The following is a 22,112-nucleotide window of genomic DNA, read 5'->3' as shown; positions in this document are numbered from 1 at the left end:
ACGTCAAGGACAGCGCAATTTTTCTGTGTGGCGGCGAAAATCTGGTGAAACGGTTGAAGCGTGATTTCTTCATGCGCGGAGTCAGCATGAAAAACATCCGATCGGATGCGTTCACGCCGTCGGGCTAAGAGTCGGACTCGAAATGATTTCGTTATGGTTCAAGGGCATTGTCACATTGTCAGCTTGCCGGGCCTGACCTCTGGCTCTTATCCTGCACGATGACGAAAATCAGCTACGCCGGTTACCGCTTTCCGCCCGAGATCATTCAACAGGCAATCTGGCTCTAGGTCAGATTCACTTTAAGCTTCCGCGACGTCGAGGATTTGCTAGCGGAACGCGGGATCGCGGTCTCTTATGAAACCGTGAGACGATGGGTCAATTATTTTGGGCACAAGATCGCAGCCGATCTGCGCAAACGCCGGCCGAAGCCGCACACCACATGGCATCTCGACGAAGTCTATCTCAAGATCGATGGACGCTTGGTTTATCTGTGGCGCGCCGTCGATAGTGAAGGGGAGAGGTTCTGGATGTCTTGGTCCAGACCAGGCGGAATAAGACCGCAGCGCTGAAATTAATGCGCAAGCTTCTGAAGAAATATGGCTTCGCGCCGGAGAATTTGGTGACCGACGATCTGCGGTCTTACCATGCCGCCGCGCGTGATCTTGGGATCGAACATCGGCATCGCACCGGCCGATGGCGAAACAACAGAGCGGAGAATTCTCACCAACCAACCCGACGACGAGAACGCAAGATGCAAGGTTTCAAGGGCGTTGGTTCAGCACAAAGATTTCTCTCCTTTCACGCAGCAGCCCACAACATCTTCATCGTTCAACGCCATCTCATTTCAGCAAGGACGCACCGAGCTTTTCGAGGCTCGGCCATGGACACATGGCGTTCGGCCACTGCTGCAGCATAAACAAGATCGTCAACGAGATCATTCGCGTCTTTCGTTCGACAACGTGACAAAGCCCGATCGACGGTTCCGACCATGCCGCGCCTTTGATGTTCCGACAGCGAGGTCAGGATGGGACATAGACATCAGCGATCGCCACGCCGCCGTGCGAGCGGTCTCTTTCGTTCGTTGCTTCGCCGCAACAGGCGCGCCTCTTGCTCTCCCCGACTTTCGCCCGATCGAAGCGAGCGCCACGACGGCGATGATGCGCGATGCGTTCGCGCGCCGCGTCGCGAATGCGCTTGCGTGCTTCGGCGTCTTTGGGAAAGGCCGGTAGGGCTATTCGTTCGACGATGGCGAGCTGCGAGCGGGCGTTGCGGTCGTCCGCTCCACCATTCAAATTCCGTTGTCGTTGGTAAGGGTCCCTTTACCGCCCAAATTGATCATATGTCTTCAGATAATGACGAGCGTTCAGCGATCATCGAAAGGGCCGGTCAAGAAACGCAGTCGAGGCGCCAGCACTGATTGCACTTAACAGGGCAACCTCGAGCATGTGCGAACGCCTAACTAATTACATCGAATATTGAACCTCGCCCCCGCCATGATGACACTCGAACGACTCTGGCTTGAGCGGTCGCACCATAAACCAAATCCGAGGATCATAATGGCCACAATGGAACGAGCGCCTCGAAGGGTTGGGGAAATCAAACCCCCAACGCGAGACGAGGCTTTGCTTCATAGCGCGGCTTCCCCAGGCCGAGGCTACCGCGTGAGGCTCCTCTCAGGCGCTCTGCTAGGGGCGCTGGGCTTGGGGTTCTTTAGCGGATGCCTTTGGAACTACTTATTTTACCTTGACGGCAGCGATCCGCGCAAGTTTATCAACCCAACTCCAAGGGATTTTCCGTTCGGCGACCTTGAGAATAGCGCTGATATCACGACGCCCGTGACGGCAGTGAAAAGATTGGCTATCACCGCCGGCTCGGAGATAGAAATCAAGTTCAAAGGCATTGTTCCCGCAGGGTTGCCGCACGAAATTGGAGCCGCCATTCAGATAACGAATAAGGGATCGCCCCTAAAAGCGCTGTTTGTAAAATGCTTGGCGCTTTCGGACAGCGGCGATCCAATAGGGTTTGGGATTAAACAGTCCATCGAAATTCCTCGCAACGCAGTCGTGTTTGAGGAAGTCCGGGTCGATACGGGGGGACGAAAGCAGGCTCGGGTCGAATGCTACCCAGCTACGCGCTGGTAAGAAGGCGCGAATGAAACGATTGTCATACCAATCTGTACGTTATGATTTGCGATCGCTTACCGCTTTGGCGCGGGTTCGAGCAATTCGCTTTCTGACGTAACGGTCACGCAATCAGAGATTGTTTACTTTAATCGCATCAATCGCAATTCTTTCGTAAAAATAACACGTTTTTGCGTCGACCTATTTTTCGTACACGTCGTGCTACGTATACAAGGCACACCCACGTCGGGGCTCCGACCTGCGAATGACGCGATTACGTCAAGAACCTTTAAGGAGGCGTCCGACAAAGGAGAAGGCAGCCTTCGCCCTTCGATCAATGAAAAAGGCCCTCCCGCATGTCTCGGATATTTTTGTCGCATTCGAACAAAGACGAATTCGAGGTCATCGCGATCCGCGTTTGGCTGAAGGAAAATGGGTGGGACGACGTCCTTCTCAATGCACCCCCGACAGAAGAAATTCAAACCGAGGAGCGTTGGGAGCGCACGCTGTGTGAAATCTTCACGCGCTGCGAGGCCGCGGTTTTTTTTGTTTCACGAAATTGGCTCGATTGCGATTTGTGCCGCACCGAATATGAACTCGCTCGCAAACTCAATAAGCGCATCTTCGTCGTTCTGATCGATAAGCTGTCTATCGGCGATCTACACCCGTATGTGAAGGACGCGCATCAGACTGTGTCGCTCGCTTCCGGCGAGGATAATCAGGTGCTTCGCGTCACTCTGCCTGGAATGCAAGAGGAGCGAGAAATCACGTTATCCAGCTGCGGTCTCGTTCAGCTGAAGACTGAGTTGGCGCAAGCCAGAGTGGATCCCAACTATTTCAGTTGGCCGCCCGAGAGCGAGCCTGGCCGCGCGCCGTATCGTGGATTCGAGCCCTTGCAAGCAGTCGACGCCGGCGTCTTCTTCGGCCGCAACGAAGCTCTGATCGAGGCGATGGATGCGTTGCGCGGGCTTGCTGGGGATGCTGGGCCGCGCCTGTTCGTTATTCTGGGTGCATCGGGTGCCGGAAAGTCGTCCTTTCTGACTGCGGGGCTATGGCCCCGGCTTGCGCTCGATGAGAGCCATTTTCTGCCATTGCCTGTTGTCCGTCCGGGGAAAGCAGCAATTAGCGGTTCCAGCGGGCTCCTCGCAGCGCTGGTTCGCGTCGCGGAAAAGCATCATCTCTGTACGACCCGCGCGCAAATCCGCGAGGCAGTCGCAGAGGGCGCGAACGCCCTTCGGCCTCTACTCCGCAAACTTGCCGAGCGAGCCGCCGTTGCATCTAAAAACCAACTGATGCCGACGGTACTGATCGCTATCGATCAAGCGGAGGAATTGTTTGAGGTGGAAGGCAATGCCGAAAGGGGAAGAATCCTAACACTGCTGCGCGATCTCATGTCCACCGAGGATCCCGCGATAATTATCCTTTTCGCGGCACGCACCGACTCCTACGACGCGCTAGTGCAAGCAAAATCGTTCGGAGGCTCGCACCGACGCGTCTTCACATTGCCGCCTCTGGGACGTGATGCATATCAGTTGATGATCGAATGCCCTGCCAAACGCCTTCACCAGGCGGAGCGCACATTTGAGATTGATCCAGATCTGACGCAGTTAATGCTCGATGATGCGGATAAAAGTGTTGGGGACAGCCTACCACTACTCGCTTTCGCCCTAGAGCAGCTTTATCGCTGTTGCGGCCCGGCACAACGTATCGACCAAGCCGTTTATGCGGGGTTTGGCGGGCTCGCCGGCTCGATCGACGCCGCGCTCGGACGCGTCTTCGTCGCCGCCGATGCCGATCGACGTATTCCCAAGAACGATGAGGCGCGTTTCGCTCTTTTACGTCACGGGCTCATCCCCTGGCTTGCGGGCATTGATCCAGAAACGAGAACAACGTGTCGGCGCATGGCCCGCGCCACGCAAATCCCGGAGAATGCGCGCCCGCTCATTGATCTTCTGGTTGAGCAACGACTAATCACCCGTTACGTCGACGAAGAGACACGCGAAACGACGCTCGAACTTGCCCACGAGGCGCTGCTGCGCCGATGGGGTCGGTTGAAGGGTTGGCTGGACGAGGAGTTCGGTAGGCTCGCAGCGCTACAAGTCGTCAAGCGTGCAGCGCTCGAGTGGGACGCCAATGCGCGCTCCAAGACTTGGGCGGCGCATAGTGGCGCACTGCTCGAAGAAGCACTACGCCTTTACGCGCGCCTCGACTTTATGGCGCTCTTGGTCTCGACCGACCGCGCCTATCTCGCCGCCTGCATAGAAAAGGAAAGAGCCGCCCGCGAGGCGCCGAATGTGCAATGTCGTTCGGAGGGGCAACCGCCGCGCGACCAGAGTGAGCATCTTTTGCCGCGCGCGCAAAATGCATGGCGGACAACATGGATCTACTCGATCGGTCTGGTGGTTGTGCTCACTTTGGGGACGCTGGCTCTGGTAGCCTATCGGGTAGACGGCTTTGCGCTCGATCTCGCGCAAAAGCTCAAGCAAGTTCCCGGCGCGTCGGTCGCAGTGGATATTCTGAACCAAGCGCGCAGGCTGCAAGACCAATTGCCAAGCAGGCAAGCTGATAGCAAAGATCTATGGCGCAGAAAGTCCGTGGCCCTCAACCAAGCTGTAGAAGCGCGTCTAGCCATAGGCGACACAAAAGGCGCAATCGTGGCGGCACAACAATCGGCAGCTCTTATGGAGTTTGTTTTGGCTTCTAATCCCACAGACGCTGGTTGGCGGCGCGACTTGGAGGTGAGTTACGAGAAGGTTGGTGACGCCCAGAGGGCGCAAAGCGATTTCGCAGGAGCGCAGCAGTCCTATCGTGCTGACCTTGCCATCGCCGAGGCGCTTTCGGCTTCCGACCCCAGTAACGCTCAGTGGCGATGGGACTTGTCGGTAAGCTACGAAAAAGTCGGCGACGTTCAGCAAGCTCAAGGTGACCTCGCGGGGGCGCTGAAGTCTTTCCGCACCGCGATGGCAATTAGGGAGACTGTTTCGGCCTCCCATACGAGCAATGTCGGATGGCGACGCGATCTCGCTGTCATTTATGAGCGGGTTGGCGATACGCTAGAGAAGCAGAATGACGCTCCTGGCGCTGTTGCCGCTTTCGAGCGGGCGTTAGCCATTTATCAGGAGCTTTCGCGCACACATCGCGACGACACCCAATCGCTCGTATTCTCTGTTGTGCCGCATTGGCGTCTCGCGGAGTTGGACAAGCCCAAGCAGCGCGAAAATCTCGGAGCTGCGCTGGCGATATTAGAGTCATTGGCTATGTCGAATCGCTTGGACGAAAAACGGCAAGGGTGGCTCACGCAGATTAAGGCGCAATTGGCGGAGTTGGACGAGCCCAAGCGCATACCGGAAGCAGAAGCCACCGAGCGGATGAAATAGATCGAGTGACGGTGCATGGGAGCGGTAATCTGGCCAGATCTTATCCATTCCGAAGAACGCACGAAAAATTTATGCCGGTGGACCAAGACAATGATCGCGAAAAAGTAATGCAAAAAAAAAGCCGGCGATTGAACGCTCTCATCTTTTGGGCGCGCTTCGCGCTGGCGCTTGCATTTATCGCGCTCACCACGCTGGGGCAATCGTCCGCACAAGACTACGACGCTCCCACTCAGAATGAGGCAGACCAGCCGATCCCTGAGCCGCAACCTGACATCTCTCTGCAGCGCGTCGCTTTGATACTGGCGCGCCGTGGTTATCGTCTCGAGGGTACATTCCCTGATCGGGGTGATTATATCGTTGCTTCTGGCGTCGACGCCCGCGGCCGGATGGAGAAATTCATCATCGACCCTTACGACGGCGAAGTAATCAGATCTTGGCGCGTCGAACCCGCCTTTGCACACGACGGGTCAACTGAGTTAACCCACGAGCCGTCGGTGGAATCGGTCGGCCAAGGTAACGATGGGCCATATATGGGAGCGCCTGCTTTGGAGCAGCGGGGACCACCAGAAGAAATTGGCCATGATGGTTACGGCTCGCAATACGCACCTGCTCCCACGAAGCCTCATGAGATCTCAAACGAAATACGCGCTGAGAGATCTCGTCGTCATGTTGGGCGCACTCTGCTGGAACCGTTTAAACTACCAGAGGAGGTCGACCCATTCGCGCCGGGCCCCGGTATCGCTGCCCGAGCTGGACTTAGTTCGCAGCGGAAAAGCTTCGAGCAACTTGGCGTCAGACCAGTTAGCAAGTCGGGCAAAACGCTCGTGAATCATACTGTCCCGCCTTTGTCGCCCTTACGAGCGAACAAGATGAAAACTGCGCCGGCGACAGCGGCTCTCAATGCCCGCAATTCGGCGCAAAGGTTGAACGCGCTACCTCTGAGCACGACAACACCTCGATCTACGACAGCGCCAGAGCGTGGTTCAAACCCAGTAACGGGGGCGACCGCCCTCCCAGTAAAAGTGGTGACGCCTCCCTCTCCCATTTTTCCAGCTCTGGCGCCCGTCCCTGCTGAATCCAGCCAAGCACAAATGCATGACTCGACTCGCTCAAGCACTCAGTCACGACCGATCGAAAAGCCTCGCAGCATCTGGATCACGAATGAGGCTGCGCCGAAGTCAAATATCAATCGATGATCAACACGGTGTTGTCATTTTGGGCCCAGAATCGCCGCCGATCTGCGCAAACGCCGGCCGAAGCCGCACACCACATGGCATCTCGACGAAGTTTATCTCAAGATCGATGGACGCTTGGTTTATCTGTGGCGCGCCGTCGATACCGAAGGAGAGGTTCTGGATGTCTTGGTTCAGACCAAGCGGAATAAGGCCGCGGCGCTGAAATTAATGCGCAAGCTCCTGAAGAAATATGGCTTCGCGCCGGAGAATTTGGTTACCGACGATCTGCGGTCTTACCATGCCGCCGCGCGTGATCTTGGGATCGAACGTCGGCACCGCACCGGCCGATGGCGCAACAATAGGGCGGAGAATTCTCATCAACCGACCCGACGACGGGAACGCAAGATGCAAGGCTTCAAGAGCGTCGGATCAGCACAAAGATTTCTCTCCTTTCACGCAGCAGCCCACAACACTTTCAACGTTCAGCGCCATCTCATTTCAGCAAGGACACACCGAGCTTTTCGAGCCTCGGCCATGGACACGTGGCGGGCGGCAACTGCTGCAGCATGAGTACGATCGTCAGCGAAATCATGCGCGTCTATCGTTCGACAACGTGACAAAGCCTCGAGCATAGCTGTTCCAGTTGAAGGCGAACTACCCTATTTGGATAGCGCAGATCCCTAAAATCAATTCTGATCGTGTTGCGACAAGCGACATTACCGTCGGACGCATCAGCAATGAAAGGAGACGCGAGACTGGCTTAGCCCAAGCGCAAGAGACGAAGGCGACCCCCTGTCCTTAAGAACGTGTCGCCATCGCCCAGCGTATCTCAGTCTGTGCCGAAAGACCTCAGCGATGCCGCTCGCGACGCCCCGCGGCGCACGGTATGCGAAGCTACTAATCGGCCTTGGCCATGTTTTGCCATCGCATACCCCCGTTACCCTTCTTTCGTGGGATGGATAATCACCAGTCACCCTGCTCATCATGCCCGTTGGCGTATGCACCGATTGATTAAAGTTTGGCAGACTCGACGGGATGACCTGCCTTTAAGGGAACTCCCTTCATGGTGCGGGTCTTAGCGCGTAACGTCGCGTTTCGCGCGACATAGGCACCGACCACAAACGTGTCAGTGAGGGATATGTTCCCGCAAGTCATCGCCGGGGCCAATTCGGCGCCTTAAAACCGGCAGCGAGGTACTTGGTCTGCACTTCGCGAACCAATCGCGAAAACGGTGGCCGTGTTGGCTTCAGATAGAAACGCACAATTGTTGCGCGGATAATTTCTGGGCCTGCCCACTGGCCAGGGCAAGACGTGGACGGCGTATCGCGTCGCTTCTGTTCGACGCGTGCGTGGCATCCACGCGTATCGATCCGCGGAAAAGGATGGCGAATGGCTCACCATGACAGAGGCGGCGAAGACTTTAGGCGTCACACACACACACGATACGGCGCCTGATCAAATCCGGCGCGCTTCCACCAATACAGGTGGTTCCGGGCGCGCCGCATCAAATCCGCGCCGAAGACCTGGCGCTGGAGCTGGTTAAAGCGGCGGTTGCCCGTGTAAAGGTCGCCCGTGGCGCGTCGTCAACGAAACACACGCTTACAATGTTTACAGATACTTGATGAGGGAATGCACAATGACTCACGCATCGCCACGGGTCTGATGGCGTTTTCGACAGGGTTGGTATCCAGCTCGAGGCGGCCGTCCTCCAGGAACCTGGTGAGGCCGGCCCAATGGCTCAGCGCGTAGCGAATGTCCGTGGCCAAGGTGGAGCCTGACGAGATCAGCGACAGTTGCTTCTCAAGCCATGGTTTCAAGGCTTCGACGATGGGCGCGGAAAGCTTCTTGCGCACGGCCAGCCGCGCGTCTGGCGCGTGGCCACTTATGTCGACTTCGATGGCGTAGAGCGCGGCGATATGGCGGACCGCCGTCTCCGCGATCGGGGATTTTGTATTGCGCGTGAGCTTGACGAAGCGCCGCCGCAAATGGCTCCAAATGGACCAGCGTCCATGGACCCTCGCGCGCTGTATTCGCGTGAGAAGCTCATAGCCGTCATAGCCGTCGCATTGCAGATAACGCTCGCGATAGCCAGGCAGGAACCGCTCGGCATGTGCGCCGCCGCGCCCTGGCGCGTATCGGAAAAGCACGACCGGCGGATCCGTCCCACCATGCCCGCGATCATCGTCTCGTCCTACACGAAACAAGATGTCGCCAATCGCGACCTCGACGATATCAGCGTGCGGCGTCCGGTGTGGATCATCGTCGACACTCAGCGGAACGAACGCAGGCGACGCGACATCTTCCTTCGGCGCGGCCAAAAGACCACGCCGAAAGCGCCGGCGCCAATCGTAGATCTGCCAGCGCGTCCCTCCGTATTGGCGAGCGATATCGGCCACGATGGCATTCGGCGTCAGACTCTCGGCGGCGATCCGAGCCTTCTCCGCCTCAGAGCGTCGCCGACGGCCCGTCGGGCCGGCAAGCACCTCAATCCGTCCCGCGTAGCCTTCCTTCGAGACGCCCATTTGGGCGTCCATTTTGACGTCTCTGATCATACAGCCACCCTAAACAGCAGGGGCTTCTTCGCATGATCAGGAAATTTTCGGCAGAAGGGGATCGGCTAAGCGCTTACAATTCACAGCCGCGCGAGATGGAAGATTGCGCGCTCAGGCGCCCGCCGAAACCTTCCTGCGAAAGGCGTTTGCGAAAAGTCGTGTCGTACGCCGAATATATTCGTCGTCGTCTCCAGCTGACCATCGCCAGAGATTCCCGCGAAACGGTATTTTGGTTCGCCGATGGCAAAGCAGCCGGCGCGATAGGGCTGCGTGACTTCGACCAACAGACCCCGCTTCAGCGAAGCGCAGCGTCGACGCGGCCGTCGGTCGCTGTGGAGCGAACCGCAAACGATCGCGTAGATTTCAGCGCACGGCACTTCATATTCCATCCACTGAAAGGCGGCCTGCACGCTCTCCGATAAATCGATCTTTCCCACAACGCCGCTTTCGACGAAACTCTTGTTGTCCCCGGAATATCCAAACAACGCGGGCCTGTACGAACGTCCGAAAGGCGTCAGTGTTCCCCCCGTGCCAGCGTCGAGATGGCCCCTGAACCGTCTCGCCCGCGAATTCGGGAAGGACTTCAATCGTTGTCGATTCGTTGGCCACATCGATCCTCCAATGGAACGCGCTGTCGGGATCATGCGACCCCGGCGGCGTTCGCGAAGCGCTTTTACGCGCCCAGGATCTGCGATATCTCGCCGAGCGTGGCCTTCTCGACGTCGCTGACCTTCACCCCGCCAAAACCGAGAAAGCCGCCTTCGGTGCCGGCCTCCGCTACTGCCTTCGAGATCTGCGCGAGCCAGCCCTTGAAGGCTGCGGCTTCGCCCGGCGCCTTCCGGTCGATGATTTCCGCCGTTTCCTTCAGCGCGTCCAGCGCCTTGCCCTTGATTTCGTCGAGCTTGGCGCCCTGCACGATGCTCCGAATGCCTTCGCGCGCCTCGGCCCGACCCGAGGATGACAGGATTTCCTCGGCGATCGATTTAACGAGTTCGCCACTTGCGCCAGATTTCGCTTCGGCAAGCTGGTTCGCATTTGCGAAAGCCTCCTGCAGCGCGCCGACGAAGCTGGTAGGATCGGCGGCGCTGACGGCGAAACCTGCAAGCAGCGGCGCCTGGACCAGCTTCTTCCACTCGACCGGGGAAAAGTCATTCTTGCTGACCATTTTTTCTCTCCTTTGCAAAAACTAAACGTCTTTTGTGCTGTCCGTATTACGGTGACTTTTTTCTCAAAAGCCGGCGTCCTCTTTATTCTAGAGATGCTACCGACGCGGCCGGTCCGGCGGCCCACAAAAGCCATTCTCGCCGAGCCCGGTCCCCCACTCTGGTTCGCGATTTCGACGGTCTAGTCGCGACGCCGATCATAGTCGCCCCGGTAGCGACGTCGATCATAATAACGGTCCCGGTGGCTGCTGGGGCCCCGGAGACCTCGAATAACCTTACCGGCTATGTCAGCAGCGTCGCCGTTGCGGACCTGTGTCACACCAAAAATCGGGAATGCAGAGGCGCTGTAAGAAGACATGCTCTGCCGATAGCAACCGCGAGCATTGTACTTTTGACTTTCATTAGAGATCCCCTTGAATTTGCGCGGAATAGTATGGATCGTCGTCCTCAAACGCCTTGACGGCGGCGCAGCCCCAGCCATTGAAAGCCAAGAGGATAGGTTGGTCGTCAATAGCACACCGGCAAGTGGCGGTATCCGCGGCGCGATCGTCACCGTGCCGTCGGACTCATAAAAAACCAGGTGATGGGGCCGAAGCAACACTCTGGGGGTCTGATCGCGGCGTCCGCCATGCGCCGCGAGCGTTTGTCGGGACTCAAATACTGGGAGGCGGGGCCGTATTGATCAGCGTCGCCGCGCCACCAACAGCAGCTCATTTAGGTGCTGTTAGTGGCGTGAGTAACGCGAACGAGCTGTCCCCTCCATCATAAATTGCTTGCGTCGCGCCACTTAGAGCGATCAGCTCTTTATTGTGGGCACTGCGTTCTTGACTGCCTCCCAAGCGCTCTGGCTCGCTTCGTCGAATTTCTTGCGTGACGTTTGCAAGGCTGCACTCAACGCAGCCCAAGACTCGTCCCCTGCCTGCTTGAGTTCCTCGAGGCGAGCCTTGGCCTCGGTCTTACCGGCCTGCAATTGCGCAATCGCCTTGTCGACTTTGGCCCTATTTTCGGCTCCAACCTCGGATGCAGCAGTTTGAAGTTTCTCGACGGCCTCGCCCCAAGTTTTCGCTTGAGCAGCGGCGATATCAGCAAACGTGGTGCGTTTCTGATCGATGTCCTTGCACACCGTCTCCACGTAGGTCTCCAGCTCTGCTTCAAAGCTTGCCCACTGCTTTTCCAATTGCGTCTTCGAAGTCTGCAACGCTGCTTCGCCCGCCTTGAGGTGTGCCTTGACCTCGGCCTCGAAATCTTCGCGCCGCTTCTTTAGGTCGGCGTTCAGCTGCGTCGCCTTGCTCTTGGCGTCGGCCTCAAGCTGGCTCGCCTTCGTCTCAATGGACGCCAAGGCGGCATCCATCTCGTCAAGCCGTTGCTTCGTCCAGGTCACATACGGATGCTGGCTGCCATTCTCAGTCATTGTTGTCTCCTATCTCGCTGGAGGGCGGCGGACTCTTATTCGCAGTGAGCGCATGCTCACAGGAGACGCAGATGTCTACCGAAACGGTCGTACAAAAACGTAGGCGGGGCCGGCCGCCAGTAGCGAACGACACGCGGGAGCGGATTCTTGGGGCTGCCATCGAGCATTTCTCGAGGCGCTCGTACGAGGAGACCGGACTGCGAGAGATTGCTGCCGCTGCCGGAGTTGACGTCGCCTACGTGCACCGCTGCTTCGGTTCCAAGAAACGTCTATTTGCCGATGCTGTCAGCGCTGCGGTGAAACCGAAGGATCTCTTCGACGAATTGCCCGACAAGCTTCCGGGGACCTTGGCGTGGGATGTGCTGGCGACACGCGGGACGCGCGCCAAAGGACTGGACATCATCCTCAACTCGATTGCGAGCCGCGAAGCGGGTCCAATCGTGCGAGACTTCTACGCCAATGAGGTCGTGAAGCCCCTCGCGGAGAAGCTGGGCGCGCCTGTGATGCACGGTGCAGTGATTGCGGCGCTGATTACCGGAGTTGCCACCCTCAGAAACGTGGTCGGCCTAGCGTCGCTGGGTGAGCCGGAAGGCGGGGATCTGGAGCGGCTCTTGGCTCATCTGATCAGGGAAACAGCCAGAAGAGCGAATAACGCGCTCGAAGGCGGGCACGCTGATGAGAAGTAGCCAGCCCATTTTAACCGCTGCTGGCGCGAAGGAGCCGCTGACGAAGAGCAAGTCCTGACCCTCGCTGTTTGAAAATGCGCGAGTCAGCCATGATTCCCGCATCGTCTGATGCGGGATCTGACGGGACGTTTCGTTGAAGGTGCGGATCGGTCCCAGCTGGCGCTCTTGCCAGATGCCTGGAGGATTGGGTCGGCGGTAAACAAGCGAACGTCTTGACCAAGCAGCCTCGCCGGTGAGACAAAAATCCTCGGCCAGCGAGCCTCGCCACCCGGGTGGCATCATTCCGCTGCGGTGTGCGGCAGTGCCAGAGAATCTTGGCGAGATCACCGCGGCGACCTCGGAAAATATAAAGATCACCGACATGGGGATCGCGCTTCAAACTCTCTGAACCTGAAGCGCCAGACCCTGCATCCGCGCCGCATGTCATTATGCCCACTCAATCCAGACCCTGACGCCGTTCGGAATCGGAATCATCGCCGCGACAGCGCCTTCAAGACGCGCGACAATGCTGCTGTCTCGACATCAGCCCAGACGATGATCCGGTCGCTAAGCCCGCTTCCCACAGGGTGCCGAGTGCGGCTCAGGGAGGACGACATGGCAAACAGAAAAGCCGATGAGATAACGAGACTGAGCGATTTGAAGCGGCCGGCGGCAACATTTTCCTTGGAGAAAGCACACTGAAATCTATTGAGGGGTCAAAGGGCGGCGACAAGATTACCGTTGTGCTCAAGACAAAGAAACAGAAGAAAACGATAGCGGGGCCTTAATCCTGCGCCGCAACTATTTGGGGAGCGCCGGCGCCTTGATGCAGGATGCGTGCATCGGCCCGCGTCGGAATGGCTGCTTGAAAGGCCGCCCTTGCAATAGAAACATTCGCCGCCGCCAACACCTCTGCCTGGTCACCGCTATCGAAGGCCGATACCATGAACGGAAAAAGCCCCGCCTCGTGAGCAGGGCCTTTCGTTGAGGCGCGCCTCTCAGTTACGCGACACCCAAGCATCAACTTCTCTCTTTGCTTCCTCCGGCGTGTATCCATATTTCTGCTGAAGCATCCCTTCCAAACTTTCACGTTTGCCGTTGATCTCCGCAAGCTCGTCATCCGTGAGACGGCCCCACTGCTCCTTGACCTTACCGGAAAACTGTTTCCAGCCGCCGGAGATGACACTCCAACTGGTAATCGATTGGCGCACGGCCGGCACTCGGCCTTGGGGAGCGTGACCCGGCTCTTGGGCTTGGGGAGTGTAGCCCGGCATACCCACGACATTGGGCGGCGCCCATTTCTGCGTATCGGCGGCGAAACACGCCGTGCTGAGGGCAAAGGCGGCGACGATGGTGAAAAGCGCGCCGCGTGTAAGATAAATTAGCGACATAACGGATCTCCCTAGCTGACCGACGGTAGAACAACTGCAGTTTAAGATTGTTCCAAAGGGGTAGGGAACGTGCGGCGACACGCCTGTTCCCGAGCCGATCGTCTTCTCTAATCGACCGACGCGCAACCCCTCTTGCCTAGCTGCGTGTTCGCTGGGACCATGCGACGGCGGGACATGAGAACATTAAAGAGAATAATGTCGCGAGGTCGTCAAGTCGCAAATGCGGATTCTCCGCCCCCGGACCACGTTACGTTAAGCTTGCGCCATTTGTGGACGCTTCACGCAATGTCTGTCCTGGGATGAAATCCACAGGCTCGCCGATCTAATCGGCCAGCCGCGCAACCTGCGCCCGCGCTACAACATCGCCCCAACCACACAGATTGAGGTCGTCCGCCGCCACGATGGCGGACGCGAGCTTGTCCCCATGCGTTTGGGGCCTTGTGCCGATGGGTGGAAAAAGCCGCGAGCCGAGCTTCCCGCAACATCAATGCGCGCGCGGAGACGGTCGCCGAGAAGCCCATGTTCCGCTCAGCGTTCAAGTCGCGCCGCTGCATCATTCCCGCGTCAGGTTTCTATGAGGGGACAGGCGCCAAAAGTGCGAAGACGCCGCACTATTTCGTCGCCGAGCAGTGAGCCGTTGGCGTTGGCGGGGCTATGGGAGAGCAACGCCAATCAGGAAACAAAGGAAATGGAAAATTCGGCGACGATCATTGTTGGCCCGGCTAACGAATGGATGTCGCGCCACACGAAAAAGGGTTGACCTTGGAATACTGAGTTGCGTACGCGCGACGCTCACGACTTCGCCGGTCACTTTCCAATTGGATCGACGAAGCAGCTGACGGAGAAAGTTCTCTCGTGCTTCTGGGTCTTCCTGTCGCGCGTCATGTGGATCGATGCGGTCTGGATTCATCCCCCAACGCTGCGGTCGATCGACCGCATCCCATTTTGAGTGCCAAATATTCCGGCGGCAGTCTCAATTGAGATATCCCGTGGGGCAGTTCAGTCCCAGCCACCTCATTGAAATCATTCAATGGGCGAGTCTCACCTTGAAATGCAAATCGACAACAGTCGCTGAATCTAAGTGTGAATAGGCGTGCGGGCGTTGATACGTTACCTTTTGCGTCATTCATAACGCAACGCTTGAATCGGATCGAGGTGAGCCGCCTTCCGCGCTGGATAATAGCCGAAGAAAATCCCGACCGCAGCGGAAAAAAGAAAGCCGATTGCCACGGCGGAAAGAGAAATTGGCGAGGACCATTCCGAGAAGAGCGAGATTATTTCGGAGATGCTGACGCCGGCCACAATGCCCGCAATGCCGCCGGTCACGCTGATCAGCACCGCCTCCGCCAGAAACTGCATCAGCACATGTAGGCGCCGCGCCCCGACCGCCATGCGCAGGCCGATTTCGCGCGTGCGCTCGGTCACGGACACAAGCAGAATATTCATGATCCCGATGCCGCCGACGACAAGCGAGATGGAGGCGACGACGGCCAGAAGCACCGCCATGATCTTGCTGCTGCTCTCGGCGGTCTCGGCGATCTGGTTGAGATTGCGGATGCTGAAATCCTTCACGCCGGTGGGTTTGATGCGGTGGCGGCGCATGAGGATCTGGTTGATTTCGTCGATCGCGGCTTGAATTGTTTCCGGCGTCGGCGCCTGCACATAGATCTGATTGACGTAGCCGGTGAGGCGCGGTTGCAGGTTGAATGGATTGGGCGGCGGCGGATAGGCGGTCGTCAGATTCGTTTGCTGCGTGGGCAAGGCGACGCCGAGAACCTTCTGTTCTGCCGTCTTGAAGGGGATCATCACCAGATCGTCCTGGTCTTGTCCCCACATGCTCTGGCCCTTCGCGGCAAGCACGCCGATCACCCGCAGTGGCGCGCCTCTCACCAGAATCGTCGCGCCGAGCGGATTTTCATCGCGCGAGAAAAGCTCCCGGTAGACGGTACGTCCGAGCACAACGACAAGGGCGACGCTTCTGTCGTCGTCTTCGCTGACGCCGCGGCCGACTTCGATGCGCCAATTGGTGATGGGCGGATAGTTGGGCGAGACGCCCTGGACGTTCGTCGTCCAGTTCTTGTTGGCGTATTGCACTTGGCTCAACTGACGCGTCAGATAGGAGACAAAACGGACCGCGATCGCCTCGCGGCGAATTGCGTGCGCGTCGGCCACGGTCAACGTCGAGGCGCTGCCAAAGCCGGCCCTTGCGCCGCCCGAGGTGACGGCGCCGGGGACGACCACCACAAGATTTGTTCCCAGGCTCTGGATCTGCCTGCGCACCGCTTCATTGGCGCCCTTGCCGACCGCGACCATGGCGATGAGAGCCGCGACACCGATGAAGACGCCAAGCATGGTGAGCGCCGAGCGCAGCTTGTTGCGGCTGATCGCCTGGATTGCGGCGGAGAGGATCATCGAGCTGAAGGCGAAGGCGGAAACCCGCGTCGATTCCCATGGCGCCGCACGATCGCTTGGATGAATCGTCGGTCTCGACGAGCTCTTATCGACCGCGTTCGGAGCCAAAGGCATCGTCGGTTCGTGGGGTTTGGATGTCGTCCGCGGCTCGTCTGATACGATCTCGCCATCGCGCATCGTGACGACCCGGTCTGCATAAGCGGCGATATCTGATTCATGGGTGACGACAATGATCGTCACATTCTGGTCGCGATTGAGCGCGGTCAAAGTCCCCATGATTTCATGCGACGTCTTGCTGTCGAGATTGCCGGTCGGCTCATCAGCGAACAGGACGCTCGGCGCGTTGATTAGCGCGCGCGCGATCGCCACACGCTGCTGCTGGCCGCCAGAGAGCTGCGCTGGCGTGTTGTTTTCCTGATTGGCCAACCCCATCAGCCTAAGGGCCGTTCGCGCCTTTTCCCTCCTTTGGAGGGCGCTTGCCGCGGCGCCGGAATAGAACAGCGGCAGCGCGACATTCTCGATGGCGCTGGTGCGCGCTAAAAGATTGAAGCTTTGAAAGACAAAGCCCAGCCGTTCGCTACGAACCCGCGCCAGCTCCGGCTCGGTGAGCCGCGCGACGTCGACTCCCTCAAGAAAATATTGCCCGCTGCTCGACTGATCGAGGCAACCCAGAATCGCCATCAGAGTGGATTTGCCCGATCCCGACGCGCCCATGATCGCGACGAATTCGCCGCGAGCGATTGTCAGGGAAACTCCGCGTAACGCATGAACCTCCACATCGCCGAGCGTGAATGTCCGCGTGACATTTCTCACGTCGATGACGACGTCGCCCATGATGTCGATCAGTCCTTTCGCTCCCGCGAGCGGCGGGACGACGCGAAGCCGGGCTTCTGCGAAGCGGCTGCGCTCTCCGCCTCGCTGAGAATGACGTCATCTCCGACTTGAAGATCGCCTTTGACGATCTCAGTGTAAGTGTCGTCGTCGAGCCCCGGGAAAATGACGACTGGCTGCGGGCTACCATCCCGCAAGACCCACAGCCGCACACTCCCGTCAGGAACGGCGGGCGAATCGTCAGGCGATCCTGAAAGCGCCGCGAGGCCCCCCGGGGTATAGCGAAACGCCTGGTCAGGCGCGCGCAAGGCGTCGTCGCGTTCGTCGACGACGATGCGCACGGTCGCCGTCATTCCCGGCTTCAACAGCGCGTCCGCATTCGGCGCGCTGACGACGGCGTCGTAGGTGACGACGTTCTGGATCGTCTGTGGGGATTGCCGAACCTGCGTCACCTCGCCCCGGAACGGAAGATTGGGGAAGGATTCGACCGTAAAGGACGCCTTATTGTCTAGCTTGATTGCGCCGATGTCGCTCTCGGAGACATTCGTATCGACTTGCATGATCGTCAAATCCGTCGCGACCAAAAAGAGGGTTGGCGTCTGAAAGCTTGCGGCGACCGTCTGACCCATTTCCACGCTGCGCGACACGACCGTTCCATCGACCGGCGAAATAATATCGGTGTAGCCGAGGTTGATTTCGGCCGCACGCAGCTCCGCTGCGCGCAAGTCGATCGTGGCCTCGTCCAGTCCGATCTGCGCCTGCGCCTGATCATAGGCGTTTTTTGCATTATCCAGGGCGTCTCGAGAAATCACCTTGCTCGGGGCGAGTCTCTGGTGGCGCTCGTAACTCGCCTTCGCATAAGCGAGGTTAGCCTTGTCTTTGATGAGTTGGGCCCGCGCGACGGCAAGATTGGCTTTGTCTTGATCGACGACGATCTGGTAGGGACGCGGGTCGATCTTAGCGCAGAGCTGTCCCTGCTTCACTTGTGTATTGTAGTCGCAATAGCGCGATTGAATGACGCCCGAAACATATGAGCCAACTTGCACGGTGATGACAGGATTGATCGTGCCGCTCGCCGTCACAGTGCGCACGATCGGCCCGCGAGTGACCTTCTGGGTCACATAACGCAGCGAGCTCTCTCTGCTCATCGTCCAGAAAAGCGCCACGCTGCCAAACGCGACCGCGATGATGACAAGGGTTGCCGGAACGAACCATCCAAATCGACGTGGCGTCGCGTGCGCCGATGAGACAGGCGGTTGCCCCTTTGAGATCGTTTCTTGATCGAGCGCTCGGGTCTCAGTCATGACATCGAACTCTCGGGCGATTGGGGTTCGCGACATAGCTCAGCTCGCATACAGTATCCCGCTGCGATCGTCTTAGCGAGAAAATTATCTTTGTCGTGTGCACTTCGAAAAGCTGATGGGCGTGAAGAAGCTCGACGAAGCAATTCAGTTGCAGTCGGATTTCGCCAAAACCGCCTATGAAGATTTCGTTGCCGAAACCACCATGATCGGAGAAATGTATTCGAACCTCGCCAAGGAAGCCTTCAAGCCATTCAAAGCCGCATCGCCTGCACGGCAGCGGGCTTCCGCTCCCCCGTCGAATGCGCCGGTCGCGGCGAAGCAGATCTGAACTTGGGTAGGTTTCTTTATCTGTCTTGAAGAGAGTGAAATCGACAGCACCCGCGCTATCAGGTATTGCGGGCGGTGGTCGCCAAGGCTCGTGAGTTCCTCGCAGGGCCGCCAAAAAAGTCGAAAAGCTCGACGTATTGGAGTCAACCGCCATTCCCGCGATGAAAAGCAGAGCTGCCCGCGGTGCATTGGCGCTCGGGTCGCCGACAGGCCGCAACGAAGCCGAAGCAGCGAGCGCAGGATTAGTGGGGCTTCAAGGCCGCTGGCAGCATACGTCTCAGAGTGCGATCGCGAAAAACGAAGTGGTGGACCAACGCCGCTCCAGCATGGAGCGTGGCGAGGATGATAAGTCCGTTCGCTATAGTTTCATGGATTTCCTTCATGTCATGCGCAAACATTTTGTTCTTCGCCCACGGCGATGCGATATCGAAAATGCCAAGCACGGAAAGCGCGTCGCCATCAGCAAATTGCGTCGCGACGCCAACGGCGACAACCGCCGCAAGCAGCGCGTAGAGCGCAAGGTGGACGATTTTGGCGGCCAAATCGCCCAATCTCCCCAGCGGCGTCGGTTCTGGAGACGGCGGCGCGTTGATTAGACGCCAGCCGACGCGAACGATCAAAAGGATGGCGATCAGCTCTCCCGCGGAAACATGGATTAGCTCTCCGAGATTACGAGCGCTTCCATTTGGCAGGTCTTCGCCCACGGTCCCGAGCACCCATGCGACGCCAACAAGAAGCACGGAAAACCAATGAACGATTTGGACGGCTGCACCGTAGGCTCGTGGAGAATTGCGCCATTGCATTGAGGGCCTCACTGTATTTTCCGCAGACATTTGTCAAAACGACATAATTGTTCACTTCGGCGAATTTCCGTCGAACGCAGAGAAGCGATGCGGCAAATTGTATCGGTGGAACGTTATGAATCCACATTGGACGCTTCCCACGCCGCAGTTGGTGCGCGCAATGAGGCAGCCAGCTCCGCCACGCACAACAAGCCCACGACGATCAACATGACGGCCACACAATCGAAATCAGGTTGCGACAATCCACGGCTGTAATGCCGCGTAGGGTCACATGCTCAAGGCGCTGATTTTACTGTCGGGAATGTTTCGAAAGGGGTCACAATTGAAATCTGATTTACACCGAGGCGTTCCAAGCCCCGCGAAGTTGATCGTGATCGAGGAACCTCCTCGACAACTTCACATTTAGGCCTAGTTGATCCTCTTGCGACGCAGAAGCAGCGCGCGGCGCGCCCGCGTTGGGGCGGACTCGACTCTGTGTTTCTGAAAATCTGTGTTTCTGAAAGGGAGGTCGAAATGTGTAAGAGTGTGAAATCTGTCCTGGCCGCGTTATGCGGGATGACCGCGCTGGCGGCTCTACCGGCGGAAGTTTTGGCTGGCCCCATGAGCGCCGCGAGTCCAACGAGCGTTGGAGTAACGACGTCGTTCGAACAAGCTTACTATCGGGGTTATCGCCGCGGTTATTATCGCCGAGGCTACGGCATTCCCGGCGCCGCGGTTGGCGCAGCGGCTGGCGTCGCGGGCGCCGCGGCCGGCGTTTTGGGCGCGGGAATCGCGGGCGCATCAGGCTACGGCTATCCCGGCTACGGGTATGGCGGCGGGTATGGCGGCAGTTCGTGCTGGCAGTGGGACCCCGTCGCTGGTTGGGTGTGGGCCTGCTAATAAAGTGCGCGCCTTGTCCTGCGCCGCAATTGGACGCGAGGCCGCAACAGCTACCGGCCTCGCGGTAAACCGAGCGGGGGCGACTTCGGTGGGATAAGGACGCTGACTACTTCTTTCGATTGCGGTTGCCTAGACAAACTGAAACGTTCGCACAAGTTGGGGGATGTAGTCATGGATAAGATCGGATCGCGGGCGCGGCAAAAACACTTGACCATGCGAAGAGCCCTCATTGCGTGCGCAATAATGACGGTTTGCGCCGTAGTAATCCTTCCTTCCAGCTCCGTCGCGTACGATCGACGCGATCGAGACGAGATGTGCGGACGAACCGCCAATCAGATTATGGACGTTGCCGACGCGCGAATCGCTCGTTTCAAGGCGGTTCTTCGGTTGACGCCGGATCAGGGCAAGAATTGGGGCGCCGTTCAGACTGCATTGCACGACATGGCGCAACGCCGTGCCGATAGGATGCTCAAGCTGCGGGAGCAGAGAGCGGCTGCGATGCGGGAAGCGCAACGCCCCGATGCCAAGGAAGGCAAAGCCCAAGACGACAAGGTCCCCGACGATCAAGATTGGACAACCATCGACGATATGCGCATGCAAGCCGACACCTTGAGCGCGCGCGCCGACGATCTGCGCAAAATCGCCGACGCAACGGCGCCACTGTACGACAGTCTGAACTCTTCGCAGCGGCGCAGGTTCGGCGACTTCGTTAGTCACTATTTCGGCGATGAACGGGAAAATGGCTGCCATCGCTGATGGGCCTTGTTGAAAATGACTGGCGCACCTATTACCGCGTGACGCGCTTAAATGGGTCAGCCCATAGCGCCGCTACATTCGATCCTCGATGCTTTGAACTTTTTTCGAGCATTTCGGGCGGACGGCCGTTTACGATGAACCGATCGAATTCGCTCTTGGTATGGCCCCGCCGCCTTCATCAACGCTGGCCACATCCTTGGTTCGGCCAGTATTTATTCTGCAGCTCATAGAAGAGTTGCAAACGGCCAGGATGAAAAGCCGAAGCCCCTCGTCTGGAAGCTGACCTCGTCCGCGCCGCTATCGAACGTGGCAGGCAGCGCTAGAGTCGCTCCACTGGGTGTCGAGAGGTCATCCGTCATCAGTCACGAATCAAGTCGATTGCTTTGTAAGTCATGGATCAGATGACTGAGAGACGGCTCGTCGAGGTCGTGCAGAACATCTGCCAATCTTTCATCGCCAGACCGCCCCAGAGCGAATCCGGCCCCATAGGTCTGACGCAATGTGGATATGAGCGTATTGCCATGCTTCTTGCTGATTCTGCCGTTCTGGTCTCGATGGCGGCCGTCGAGTCCCGGTTGCTTTGTCATGACCGTTTCCTCGGGTCGATGGGAAAAAGCGCCACCATGATTCATCTGGGAATTGATTTTGGAGACTGCCGCTGCGGCCGTGGGCTCTGCGACGGCCGCCGCGCCCCCCGCGGCTTCGGTCTCGGCCTCCGCTTCCGCCTTTGCCTCGGCGTAGATATCCTCGGCGGCTTCGGCGATTTCGCCGCCCCTTGTCCGCGCCTCGTGCATGGCCGCCAGCGCTGCTTTCAGCGCGGCTTTCGCGGCCGGACGTGCGCGTCGCGCTATGTGCGGGCCAAATAGCGCGACGCCCGCCGCGCCTACTACAGCTCCGAGCGCCATGCGCGCCAACGGTGACGACATGATCGTTTCTCCTCTCGAAC

Annotated in this window: 15 protein-coding genes and 4 pseudogenes; 11 read left to right on the top strand and 8 right to left on the bottom strand. The window is 58.3% G+C overall.

The window, feature by feature from the left end; genetic code table 11:
* Positions 1 to 218 precede the first annotated feature (218 nt).
* The 6 genes and pseudogenes from IYX23_RS19880 to IYX23_RS20395 form a co-directional block, all read left to right on the top strand.
* A pseudogene (locus IYX23_RS19880) lies at positions 219 to 916 on the top strand (IS6 family transposase).
* A gap of 784 nt (positions 917 to 1,700) precedes the next feature.
* The gene (locus IYX23_RS19875) at positions 1,701 to 2,141 is read left to right on the top strand and encodes a hypothetical protein (protein ID WP_196394653.1); all 441 of its coding nucleotides are present in this window, start codon (positions 1,701 to 1,703) and stop codon (positions 2,139 to 2,141) included.
* 335 nt (positions 2,142 to 2,476) lie between these two features.
* Positions 2,477 to 5,497, top strand: coding sequence for a toll/interleukin-1 receptor domain-containing protein (locus IYX23_RS19870; RefSeq protein WP_196394652.1), 3,021 nt, complete (start codon positions 2,477 to 2,479; stop codon positions 5,495 to 5,497).
* A gap of 71 nt (positions 5,498 to 5,568) precedes the next feature.
* Positions 5,569 to 6,693, top strand: a complete 1,125-nt coding sequence (locus tag IYX23_RS19865) for a hypothetical protein (protein WP_196394651.1) — start codon at positions 5,569 to 5,571, stop codon at positions 6,691 to 6,693.
* An 18-nt stretch (positions 6,694 to 6,711) separates the two neighbouring features.
* Positions 6,712 to 7,242: pseudogene (locus IYX23_RS19860) on the top strand (IS6 family transposase); the annotation flags it as partial.
* 712 nt (positions 7,243 to 7,954) lie between these two features.
* Positions 7,955 to 8,294 (top strand): annotated as a pseudogene (locus IYX23_RS20395) (helix-turn-helix domain-containing protein); the annotation flags it as partial.
* Here IYX23_RS20395 and IYX23_RS19855 read toward each other — a convergent pair.
* The 3 genes from IYX23_RS19855 to IYX23_RS19845 all read right to left on the bottom strand — a co-directional run bounded on the left by IYX23_RS19855 (position 8,256) and on the right by IYX23_RS19845 (position 11,798).
* Complete coding sequence (locus IYX23_RS19855) at positions 8,256 to 9,224, bottom strand: transposase (protein WP_196394650.1); 969 nt, start codon at positions 9,222 to 9,224, stop codon at positions 8,256 to 8,258. The pseudogene IYX23_RS20395 and the gene IYX23_RS19855 overlap by 39 nt on opposite strands.
* A 673-nt stretch (positions 9,225 to 9,897) precedes the next feature.
* Positions 9,898 to 10,389: a hypothetical protein gene (locus IYX23_RS19850; protein ID WP_018409267.1), complete on the bottom strand. Its 492-nt coding sequence runs from the start codon at positions 10,387 to 10,389 to the stop codon at positions 9,898 to 9,900.
* Positions 10,390 to 11,183: 794 nt separating this feature from the next.
* Entirely contained in the window at positions 11,184 to 11,798 is a 615-nt protein-coding gene (locus IYX23_RS19845) for a hypothetical protein (protein WP_196394649.1), read from the bottom strand.
* A 71-nt stretch (positions 11,799 to 11,869) separates the two neighbouring features.
* Between IYX23_RS19845 and IYX23_RS19840 the strand changes: the two genes are divergently transcribed.
* Positions 11,870 to 12,484, top strand: a complete 615-nt coding sequence (locus tag IYX23_RS19840; protein ID WP_196394648.1) for a TetR/AcrR family transcriptional regulator — start codon at positions 11,870 to 11,872, stop codon at positions 12,482 to 12,484.
* A 977-nt stretch (positions 12,485 to 13,461) separates the two neighbouring features.
* On the opposite strand, the gene IYX23_RS20675 is transcribed toward IYX23_RS19840, so the two are convergent.
* Positions 13,462 to 13,854, bottom strand: coding sequence for a CsbD family protein (locus IYX23_RS20675; protein WP_196394647.1), 393 nt, complete (start codon positions 13,852 to 13,854; stop codon positions 13,462 to 13,464).
* Between the two features lie 450 nt (positions 13,855 to 14,304).
* Between IYX23_RS20675 and IYX23_RS20385 the strand changes: the two genes are divergently transcribed.
* Complete coding sequence (locus IYX23_RS20385) at positions 14,305 to 14,487, top strand: SOS response-associated peptidase family protein (RefSeq protein ID WP_348643694.1); 183 nt, start codon at positions 14,305 to 14,307, stop codon at positions 14,485 to 14,487.
* 489 nt (positions 14,488 to 14,976) lie between these two features.
* Here IYX23_RS20385 and IYX23_RS19825 read toward each other — a convergent pair whose 3' ends face one another.
* A complete protein-coding gene (locus tag IYX23_RS19825) occupies positions 14,977 to 17,100 on the bottom strand; it encodes an ABC transporter permease (protein ID WP_196394646.1) in 2,124 nt (707 codons plus the stop codon).
* Positions 17,101 to 17,108: 8 nt separating this feature from the next.
* A complete protein-coding gene (locus IYX23_RS19820) occupies positions 17,109 to 18,245 on the bottom strand; it encodes an efflux RND transporter periplasmic adaptor subunit (RefSeq protein WP_246716980.1) in 1,137 nt (378 codons plus the stop codon).
* 154 nt (positions 18,246 to 18,399) lie between these two features.
* Here IYX23_RS19820 and IYX23_RS19815 point away from each other — a divergent pair.
* Positions 18,400 to 18,729 (top strand): annotated as a pseudogene (locus IYX23_RS19815) (phasin family protein).
* Between the two features lie 241 nt (positions 18,730 to 18,970).
* On the opposite strand, the gene IYX23_RS19810 reads toward IYX23_RS19815, so the two are convergent.
* Positions 18,971 to 19,531 (bottom strand): cytochrome b, encoded by a 561-nt coding sequence (locus IYX23_RS19810; RefSeq protein ID WP_196394643.1) that lies wholly within the window; start codon positions 19,529 to 19,531, stop codon positions 18,971 to 18,973.
* 513 nt (positions 19,532 to 20,044) lie between these two features.
* Here IYX23_RS19810 and IYX23_RS19805 point away from each other — a divergent pair.
* Both IYX23_RS19805 and IYX23_RS19800 read left to right on the top strand, forming a co-directional pair.
* Positions 20,045 to 20,410, top strand: a complete 366-nt coding sequence (locus IYX23_RS19805) for a hypothetical protein (RefSeq protein ID WP_196394642.1) — start codon at positions 20,045 to 20,047, stop codon at positions 20,408 to 20,410.
* Positions 20,411 to 20,581: 171 nt separating this feature from the next.
* Positions 20,582 to 21,166: a Spy/CpxP family protein refolding chaperone gene (locus IYX23_RS19800; protein WP_348643693.1), complete on the top strand. Its 585-nt coding sequence runs from the start codon at positions 20,582 to 20,584 to the stop codon at positions 21,164 to 21,166.
* Between the two features lie 362 nt (positions 21,167 to 21,528).
* Here IYX23_RS19800 and IYX23_RS19795 read toward each other — a convergent pair whose 3' ends face one another.
* Positions 21,529 to 21,753: a hypothetical protein gene (locus IYX23_RS19795; protein ID WP_196394774.1), complete on the bottom strand. Its 225-nt coding sequence runs from the start codon at positions 21,751 to 21,753 to the stop codon at positions 21,529 to 21,531.
* Positions 21,754 to 22,112: the final 359 nt, after the last annotated feature.

This window comes from Methylocystis sp. L43 (assembly GCF_015709525.1).
GTDB lineage: Bacteria > Pseudomonadota > Alphaproteobacteria > Rhizobiales > Beijerinckiaceae > Methylocystis.
This window is presented reverse-complemented; position numbering and strand designations above follow the sequence as displayed.

Bases quoted from the DNA above. Each gene is read 5' to 3' on its own strand.
- IYX23_RS19870 (WP_196394652.1), top strand. From the start codon at position 2,477: ATGTCTCGGATATTTTTGTCGCATTCGAACAAAGACGAATTCGAGGTC.
- IYX23_RS19865 (WP_196394651.1), top strand. From the start codon at position 5,569: ATGCCGGTGGACCAAGACAATGATCGCGAAAAAGTAATGCAAAAAAAA.
- IYX23_RS19855 (WP_196394650.1), bottom strand. From the start codon at position 9,224: ATGATCAGAGACGTCAAAATGGACGCCCAAATGGGCGTCTCGAAGGAA.
- IYX23_RS19850 (WP_018409267.1), bottom strand. From the start codon at position 10,389: ATGGTCAGCAAGAATGACTTTTCCCCGGTCGAGTGGAAGAAGCTGGTC.
- IYX23_RS19845 (WP_196394649.1), bottom strand. From the start codon at position 11,798: ATGACTGAGAATGGCAGCCAGCATCCGTATGTGACCTGGACGAAGCAA.
- IYX23_RS19840 (WP_196394648.1), top strand. From the start codon at position 11,870: ATGTCTACCGAAACGGTCGTACAAAAACGTAGGCGGGGCCGGCCGCCA.
- IYX23_RS20675 (WP_196394647.1), bottom strand. From the start codon at position 13,854: ATGTCGCTAATTTATCTTACACGCGGCGCGCTTTTCACCATCGTCGCC.
- IYX23_RS19825 (WP_196394646.1), bottom strand. From the start codon at position 17,100: ATGGGCGACGTCGTCATCGACGTGAGAAATGTCACGCGGACATTCACG.
- IYX23_RS19820 (WP_246716980.1), bottom strand. From the start codon at position 18,245: ATGAGCAGAGAGAGCTCGCTGCGTTATGTGACCCAGAAGGTCACTCGC.
- IYX23_RS19810 (WP_196394643.1), bottom strand. From the start codon at position 19,531: ATGCAATGGCGCAATTCTCCACGAGCCTACGGTGCAGCCGTCCAAATC.
- IYX23_RS19805 (WP_196394642.1), top strand. From the start codon at position 20,045: ATGTGTAAGAGTGTGAAATCTGTCCTGGCCGCGTTATGCGGGATGACC.
- IYX23_RS19800 (WP_348643693.1), top strand. From the start codon at position 20,582: ATGGATAAGATCGGATCGCGGGCGCGGCAAAAACACTTGACCATGCGA.
- IYX23_RS19795 (WP_196394774.1), bottom strand. From the start codon at position 21,753: ATGACAAAGCAACCGGGACTCGACGGCCGCCATCGAGACCAGAACGGC.